Source organism: Streptomyces sp. NPDC058157 (assembly GCF_042884105.1).
Classification (GTDB): Bacteria; Actinomycetota; Actinomycetes; order Streptomycetales; family Streptomycetaceae; genus Streptomyces.
In genome coordinates this window covers 1-6,905 of record NZ_JBHVUQ010000295.1, presented here as the reverse complement: position 1 = coordinate 6,905, position 6,905 = coordinate 1, and the positions used below count along the sequence as shown (strand labels likewise).

General features: G+C 73.4%; 7 protein-coding genes. 1 reads left to right on the top strand and 6 read right to left on the bottom strand.

Annotation, left to right across the window (positions count from 1 at the left end):
- Positions 1-132 precede the first annotated feature (132 nt).
- Positions 133-507: a VOC family protein gene (locus tag ACFVXK_RS36080; protein ID WP_389620798.1), complete on the bottom strand. Its 375-nt coding sequence runs from the start codon at positions 505-507 to the stop codon at positions 133-135.
- Positions 504-1,373, bottom strand: coding sequence for a trans-aconitate 2-methyltransferase (locus ACFVXK_RS36075; RefSeq protein ID WP_389620795.1), 870 nt, complete (start codon positions 1,371-1,373; stop codon positions 504-506). Before ACFVXK_RS36075 ends, ACFVXK_RS36080 begins: the two co-directional genes overlap by 4 nt.
- A 145-nt stretch (positions 1,374-1,518) precedes the next feature.
- On the opposite strand from ACFVXK_RS36075, the gene ACFVXK_RS36070 reads away from it, so the two are divergent.
- Positions 1,519-2,016 (top strand): MarR family winged helix-turn-helix transcriptional regulator, encoded by a 498-nt coding sequence (locus tag ACFVXK_RS36070; protein WP_079427661.1) that lies wholly within the window; start codon positions 1,519-1,521, stop codon positions 2,014-2,016.
- Here ACFVXK_RS36070 and ACFVXK_RS36065 read toward each other — a convergent pair.
- The 4 genes from ACFVXK_RS36065 to ACFVXK_RS36050 all read right to left on the bottom strand — a co-directional run.
- Positions 1,975-2,853 carry a LuxR C-terminal-related transcriptional regulator gene (locus tag ACFVXK_RS36065; RefSeq protein WP_389620792.1) on the bottom strand — a complete coding sequence of 293 codons (879 nt, stop codon included), beginning with the start codon at positions 2,851-2,853 and terminating at the stop codon, positions 1,975-1,977. The genes ACFVXK_RS36070 and ACFVXK_RS36065 overlap by 42 nt on opposite strands.
- Positions 2,854-3,364: 511 nt before the next feature.
- Positions 3,365-4,324: a UDP-glucose 4-epimerase GalE gene (gene galE, locus ACFVXK_RS36060; RefSeq protein WP_389620790.1), complete on the bottom strand. Its 960-nt coding sequence runs from the start codon at positions 4,322-4,324 to the stop codon at positions 3,365-3,367.
- 101 nt (positions 4,325-4,425) lie between these two features.
- Entirely contained in the window at positions 4,426-5,169 is a 744-nt protein-coding gene (locus ACFVXK_RS36055; RefSeq protein ID WP_389620801.1) for a response regulator transcription factor, read from the bottom strand.
- Between the two features lie 121 nt (positions 5,170-5,290).
- Positions 5,291-6,905, bottom strand: a 1,615-nt coding sequence (locus ACFVXK_RS36050; RefSeq protein ID WP_389620787.1) for a PQQ-binding-like beta-propeller repeat protein, incomplete at its 5' end; no start/stop codon positions are given.

Below are 6,905 nucleotides of genomic sequence, written 5' to 3'. Positions count from 1 at the left end.
AGGCCCGGCGGGGGCTGGTGGGCCACGGGCCGAGCTGATAGTCACGGGGGGCGGGCGGGCGGCGCCCCGCCACCGGGTTTCCGGTGGCGGGGCGCCGTCGTGTGCGGGTGGGCCCGCCGGGGCGGGTGGTGCTCAGTGGCCGGGGAGGGGTTCGAGGAACTCCAGCCGGTTGCCGACGGGGTCGTGCGAGTAGAAGCGCCGGTGGCCCGGCAGGTTGTCGTCCCATACGACGTCCGCTCCGCGTTCGCGGAGTCTGCCGGCGTACTCCTCGATGCCGGTGACGCGCAGTCCGGGGTGTGCCTTGCGGGCGGGCCGGAAGTCCTCTTCCACCCCCAGGTGCAGCTGTACCGCGCCCGCGGCGAACCAGCAGCCCCCGCGCGCGGCGAGGACGGGGGGTTTGGAGATCTCGGTCATGCCCAGGACGCCTTGGTAGTAGGCGCGGAGCTTGTCCTCCGAGCCGGGGGGTGCGGCGAGCTGGACGTGGTCGACTGCGCTCAGCACGGTCATGCCTCCTTGCGGGCGATGGCGAAGATGCGGCGGAAGGGGAACACGGTGCCCCTGGGGCCGCTGGGGTAGGCGAGGCGCAGGGCTTCGCGGTATTCGGCGAGGAACCGGTCGGCGGCGTCGCGGTCGTCGCCGAGGACGGTGAGGACGGGGCGCAGGGCGGTTCCCTTGACCCAGTCGAGGACGGGGTCGGGGCCCTGGAGCATCTGGTGGTAGGTGGTCTCCCAGACGTCGACGGCGCAGCCGAGTTCGGTGAACCGGGCGAGGTATTCGGCGGGTTCGAGGATGTGGACGTAGCGGGCGCCGTGTCCGCCGAGGCGTTCGCGCCAGCGCGGGGTGTCGCAGAGCTCGGCGAGGAGCCGGTGGCTGGGGGCGGTGAAGTTGCCGGGGATCTGGAAGGCGAAGGTTCCGCCGGGGCGCAGGCCGTTGATCCAGGCGGCGAAGGAGCCGGGGTGGCTGGGGACCCACTGGAGGGCGGCGTTGGAGACGATCAGGTCGTAGGTCTCCTCGGGCATCCAGGTGGCGATGTCGCCGTGGCGGAAGTCGAGGCGGCCGCCGCCGGGGGTGGGTCCGGCGTGTTCGGCGTCGGCGAGGCGGAGCATCTCGGGGGAGAGGTCGAAGCCGGTGATGTGGGCCTCGGGCCAGCGGTCGGCGAGGAGGGCGGTGACGTTGCCGGGGCCGCAGCCCAGGTCGGCGATGCGGGCGGCCGGGTCGGTGGGGAGCTCGGGTATGCGGGTCAGCAGGTCGAGGAAGGGGCGGGTGCGGTGGCCGGCGTGCCGGAGGTACTGGTGCGGGTCCCAGACGGGTGCGGAGGGGCTGGAGCCGTCCATGGCGTGGGGGCGCACGACCGGCGCGGTATCGGAATGCATGTTCGAGCCTCCCTACTGGTGGGGCGAACGGAAGCGGAAGCCGTTCCGGCCCCCTCCATGCCCATGCTCCGCCAGAATATATCTCGATGTCAAGATTCTTGAAATGAAGAGACTTCATGTCGACAGACCCCGTACACTGATCGGCATGGAGGACGAGGTCGACCGACTGGTCGCGGCATGGCGGCGAGAGCGCCCTGACCTCGACGTGGAACCGCTCGAAGTGCTCAGCCGCGTCAGCCGGCTCGCGCGCCACCTCGACCGCGCCCGCAGGCTGGCCTTCTCCGAGCACGGCCTCGAGCCGTGGGAGTTCGACGTCCTGACCTCGCTGCGGCGTGCCGGGGCCCCGTACCAGCTCTCCCCCGGGCAACTGCTCACCCAGACGCTCGTCACCTCCGGCACCATGACCAACCGCATCGACCGGCTCGCCAAGAAGGGCCTCGTCGAACGGCTGCCGGACCCCAGCGACCGGCGCGGCGTCCTGGTCCGGCTGACCCCCGAGGGCCGCGACCGCGCCGACCAGTCCCTGGCGGGACTGCTGGCCCAGGAACGCGCGATCCTGGCCCAGCTCTCCACGGCCGAGCGCGTCGACCTGGCGGGCCTGCTACGCCAGTTGACCGCTCCGTTCGACAACATCCCCGGATAGCTCCGCGGGCCGCACGCCGGCCCGCCGGGCCAGGGCGACGGCCGCCAGGGTGGAGTGCACCCCGAGCTTGCCCAGCACGTTCTGCATGTGGGTGCGGACCGTGTGCGGGGACAGGAACAGCCGCGCCGCCACGTCCTTGCGGCCCAGCCCCGCCACCATGCAGCGCAGCACCTCGTGCTCGCGCGGGGTGAGGGACTCCACGAGCCGTTCGCTGTCGGTGCGGTGCTTGCGGGCGGCCGTCAGCTCCCGCAGCACGCCGGTGAGCAGCGCGGGCGCCAGGTGGGTCTCCTCGCGCAGCACCCCCCGGATCACGGCGAGCAGCCGCGACAGCGAGCAGTCCTTCGCCACCCATCCCGAGGCCCCGGCCTGCAGGGCCAGGGCCGCGCGGCGCGGGTCGTCCCGCTCGGCCAGGACCACCGTACGGACGCCGGGGTGGGCGGTGCGCACCCCGGCGACCAGCGCGATCCCGTCCGCCGGCGGCGACGGGGCACCCGGCGCCCGCTGACCGGGCACGGGCAGCACGGCGCCGACACCCGCGCCGAGTCCCGCCCCGCCGGCCGTACCGGGCGGGCCGGGCGTTCCCGGTGCGGGCGGTCCGGCGGCGGGCGGCGGCGCGGGCGGTCCGGCCGCGGGCGGTCCGGCCGCGCCGAGGTCGGCGTCGACGAGCAGCACGTCGAAACGGCGGCCCTCGGCGGCCGCGCGTTCCAGGCAGCGCTGGGCCGCGGGACCGCTGCCGGCCGCGGACACGTCCACGTCCGGCTCGGCCGCGAGCGCGGCTGCGAGAGATTCGGCGAAGATGCGGTGGTCGTCGACCACCAGGACCCGGATGCGAACCACAAAACCCCCAAGGGTCGGGGAACGGACGACTACGGGTACGACGCCCGGCCGGGTGGCCCACCGGCCGCCGCGGCCGCCGCCGCGACTTCTGTGCACCTACCCGGGACCGGACGCCGTACCCGGCGTGTCTCGACCCCTGAATCAACACCGGCCCCCACCGGCGTCACTCATCAGCGTAGGACGGGCCGCGTTCCGTGGTTGGCCGAATAGCAGAAGTTTTCCGAGCGATTTTCGGGTCGCGGGCTCCGCAACGACCTTTCCGGTGGCCGGATTTCGCCTGTCCGGAAGCCCGGGAGCCGGAATTCCTCCCCGGCGCGTGCCCCAGGCAGTTGCACGGGGACGGTTTCACCCGGCGTACGCACGCCGGGCGCCCGCGCAGGGCGCCCGTCCACCGCGCTCACCGGACACGCGTGCGCCCCCCGCACCGGAGGGTGCGGGGGGCGCGGCGGGACACCGGAGGGCCGGCGCACGGGGGGCTCAGGGGGCGCGCGGCCCCCGGACCGCCGGAGGGTCAGGAGCGCTGCCTGCGGGCGAAGTTCCAGGCGTCCGTCACGATGCCGGTGAGGTCCGAGCGGGACGGCGTCCAGCCGAGGCGCTCGTGCGCCGTGCGCGCGGAGGCGACCAGGACCGCCGGGTCGCCGGCCCGGCGCGGGGCGACCACCTCGGGGATCTCGTGGCCGGTGACCTTGCGGACCGTCTCGATGACCTCGCGCACCGAGAAGCCGCTGCCGTTGCCGAGGTTGCAGACCAGGTGCTCGCCCGGGGTCGCCTCGCGCAGCGCGGCGAGGTGGGCCTCGGCGAGGTCGGCGACGTGGATGTAGTCGCGTACGCAGGTGCCGTCGGGGGTCGGGTAGTCCTCCCCGAACACCGAGATCGACTCGCGCTCACCCAGGGCGACCTGGAGCACGAGCGGGATCAGGTGGGTCTCGGGGTCGTGGCGCTCGCCGAACTCCTTGTAGGCGCCCGCCACGTTGAAGTAGCGCAGGGAGACCGCCGCGAGGCCGTGCGCCGCGCACTCCCCCGCGATCATGTGGTCGACGGCCAGCTTCGAGGCGCCGTAGGGGTTGGTGGGGGCGGTCACGGAGGTCTCCGTGAGCGCGCCCTCGGTGGGCTCCCCGTAGGTGGCGGCGGTGGAGGAGAAGACGAGGGTGCGCACGCCGGCCTCGCGCATGGCGGTGAGCAGGGCGAGGGTGCCGCCGACGTTGTTGTCCCAGTACTTGCCGGGGTTCACGACGGACTCCCCGACCTGGGAGGAGGCCGCGAAGTGCAGGACGGCGTCGAAGGAGGGGTCCAGGTGGCGGGCGGCGTCCTGGATGCGGCCGTTGACGAGGGTGGCGCCGGCCGGGACGCCCTCGCCGAAGCCGGTGGAGAGGTCGTCGAGGACGGTGACCTCGTGTCCGGCCTCCAGGAGATGGGCGGCCACGACACTGCCGACGTATCCCGCACCACCGGTGACCAGGTACTTGCTCACTCGTACTCCTAGCTCTCACGGAAGCACGCGGCGGTGCGTGCTGGTGTCTGGCTTACCGGATTCCGGGCCTCCGGGGAAATCGGCCGTGTGTGTGGGGCGGCTCAGGCCCCGGCCGGCTGCGGCCCCTGCTGCTCCCGCTGGGGCTCCCACTGCGGTTCCCGCTGGGGCTCCCGCTGTACGGGCGGCGCCGCCCGGTCGAGCAGTCCGGTACGGGCGGCCAGCGCGGCCGCCTCCAGCCGGGAGCCGACGCCCAGCTTCATCAGGACCCGCTGGACGTGGGTGCGTGCCGTGCTCGGTGCGATGTCCATGCCGGCCGCGATCAGCCGGGTGTCCTCGCCCTCGGCGACCCGTACCAGCACCTCCACCTCGCGCGGGGTCAGCAGCCGCAGCAGCCGGGTGCCCTCGTCGTCGGGCTGCGCGGCGGGGTTGAGGAGTTCGGCGAAGGCGCTCTGGAGCAGCTGCGGGGAGATGGCGACCTCCCCGGCCCGGGCCTTGGCCAACGCCCGTTCGACGCCCTCGATGCGCTCGTCCTGGCGCACGTAGCCCGAGGCGCCGGCGGCGAAGGCGGCGGCGATCCCGCGGGGGCTGGGCACCGGGCCGAGGACGACGACGGCGATCTGCGGGCGCTCGCGCTTGATCCGTACGACCGGTTCGAAGACCCCGGGCTCCGCGGGGGTGGCGGTGCCGAGCAGGCACACCTCCGGGGCGCGGCTGATGACCAGTTCGGCGGCTCCGGCCGCCGGAGCGGCCGCCGCGAGCACCCGGTGCCCGCGCAGTTTCAGGGCCGAGGCGAGCGCCTCGGCCAGCAGACGGTGCTCGTCGACCACCATGACGCGTACGCCCATCAAGGCTCCCACCCCAGATCCTTCTGACCCGGCAAGCTACACGCTTGTTCGACGGGGCGCGGGGGTTACCGCGCGAAAGCCCCCGATCGGTGGGCACCGGTCGGGGGCTTTCGCGTGGCTGTCAGTTCGCGGCGAAGGCGACGAACAGGTAGTCCTTCTCCTTGTCGGAGTACGGCTTGCTGGCCAGGCTCTCGGACATGAACAGGCGGCCGTTGTGGTAGCGGATCTCGTCGCGGTCCGGGGAGAAGCCGGACTCCTGGTCCCGGCTGGCGGCCGGGTTCTGCATCAGGAGGGTCTCCTTCAGCGTCTTGCCGTCGAGGCTGACGACCTGCCCGCCGCCGTCGTACGGGGGCACCTTGTAGGCGATGATGTTCGACCCGTCCATGCGCAGCGGGTACATGACGTACTTCTCGCCCGCGTCGGCGCGGTCGCTGGTGGCCTTGCCGGTCTCCAGGTCGAAGGAGACGATCTCGTTGGTGCGGCCGGTGGGCGAGGAGCCCTGGTGCTCGTACGTGGGCAGGTAGACCTTGCCGTTGCCGATGACCATGTTGGTGCACTGCTCGACCTCGGTGGCGGGGCAGCGGGGCGCGAAGCTGCCGGAGGAGAGGCCGATGCGGGTCTTGAGCTGGCCGGCGTCGTCGAGGACGAAGAGGTCGCTGACGTTGGTGGCGTTCTTCGCGGTGTTGCCGACGTTGGCGGCGATGACGAGGGGCTTGGTGGAGATGATGCCGGCCCACTCGATGCCCGCGGAGAGCTTGTACGAGTACTTGGGCGCGCCGCTCGTGGGGTCGAGGGCCTGCGCGTAGAGGGTCTCGTCGGAGCTGCCGCCGCACTTGCGGAGCACGGCGAGGGCCTCGCCGCCCGCGTAGCCGAGGTCGTAGCAGCCCTGGGCGTCGGTCTTGGGGGTCCACAGGGGCTTGCCGTCGGCGAGGTTCCAGGCGGCGCCGCCGTAGAGGCCGCCGGCGGCGACGGTCTGGCCGCTGATCGTGATCTCGGTGAAGGCCACCGGCTTGTCGCCGCCGGTGGCGGACTTGGCGGTGGCCTTCCACACCAGCTTGCCGGTGTTCAGGTCGATGACGCCGGCCTGGGTGCACTGCGGGTACTTCTTGTCGGCGGTGGCCGGGCCCTCCTGGAAGAGGATGGCGGTCTTGTTGTCGCTGATGTGCCGGGTGGCTCCGCAGACGTTGGCGCCGAGCGGGAGTTCCCACTTCTTGCCGCCGTCGACGAGGTTGTAGCCGACGACCTTGCCGATGTCGGACTTGACGTAGGTGGAGTCGGTCAGCCAGGAGCCGTCGACGCCGATCACGTCGGAGCCGGGCACCTGGGTGGTCGCGCTGGCCAGCGGCTTCGACTTGGGGTTGCCCGGGGCCTTCTCGGCGCCGGCCAGGGCGGGCGCCTTGGGGTCGGGCGAGCCGCTCGCGGCGGTGGGGGGCGGGTTGTCGCCGCCGCCGCTGTCGCCGGAGGTGTACCAGAAGCCGCCGCCGATGATGAGGGCCATCGCGAGGAGGGCCGCGCCGACGATCACCAGCTGGTTGCGCAGGTCGTTGGAGCCGCCGCCCGCGGCGGGCTGCGCCGGGGCGGGGGCCTGGAGGGTGCTCGGCTGGGGCGGCTGGGGCGGCTGGGGCGGCTGCTGCGGGTAGCCGTAGCCGGGCTGCTGCTGCGGGTACCCGTAGCCGGGCTGCCCGCCGGGCGGGGGCACGGCCGGCTGGGCGGGCTGGGTGGCGGCCTGCGGGGCC